This window comes from Psychromonas antarctica (assembly GCF_022267535.1).
GTDB lineage: Bacteria > Pseudomonadota > Gammaproteobacteria > Enterobacterales > Psychromonadaceae > Psychromonas > Psychromonas antarctica.
In genome coordinates this window covers 1-633 of record NZ_JAHNZV010000287.1, presented here as the reverse complement: position 1 = coordinate 633, position 633 = coordinate 1, and the positions used below count along the sequence as shown (strand labels likewise).

At 36.2% G+C, this 633-nt stretch carries 1 pseudogene; it reads right to left on the bottom strand.

Annotated features, from left to right (window positions below):
- Window positions 1-91: 91 nt before the first annotated feature.
- Window positions 92-633, bottom strand: a pseudogene (locus KSO91_RS17505) (PAAR domain-containing protein); the annotation flags it as partial.

The following is a 633-nucleotide window of genomic DNA, read 5'->3' as shown; positions in this document are numbered from 1 at the left end:
TCTTTATGGGGTTTAAAAGGGTTTTTTATATCTGCAATTAATTTAAAACTCGCAGGGAATTGGCTTGGGTGAGTAAATTCTGCTGGTGTTATCATACAATATTTCCAATAGGGGTTAGTTTTTCAATAATCTTAATGGCTTTATTTCCTTTGAGTGCAGCAAGGGTTTGTGGAGTGCGCTCTAGCGTTAATGTTTCAACAATACCAAACTTTTGTTTAATTGTTGGGTTATTATTTTTTGTTAACCCATTGCCTAAAAAGTCCTCATTACTGCCCAATTTATCATGTAAATTAACCCTTGCTTCAAAAGCATCAATATCATCACCTTGTTTTACTAATACTTTGTTAAACTTTACCATGTCATCTTTATCCCAAACATTTATTTTTTTAGCTTTAGCTTGGTTGTACAGTTTGTTATAAGTTGCTTGGTATTCGGGCGTATAGAGTGCATCAATGGTCGCATCATCAATGCCATCTAACTCATTTTTCGCAAATTGTGAAATTTCGCTAAACGTGGGAGTGATTGACTCTGCTCCAGAGGTCTCTACAGCTTTATGGGTATCAACAATCACCATTGAGTAGGTGCTTTCTGGGTGATATGTTAACCCAAGAATTTCAGCACAACGTTGCGGGT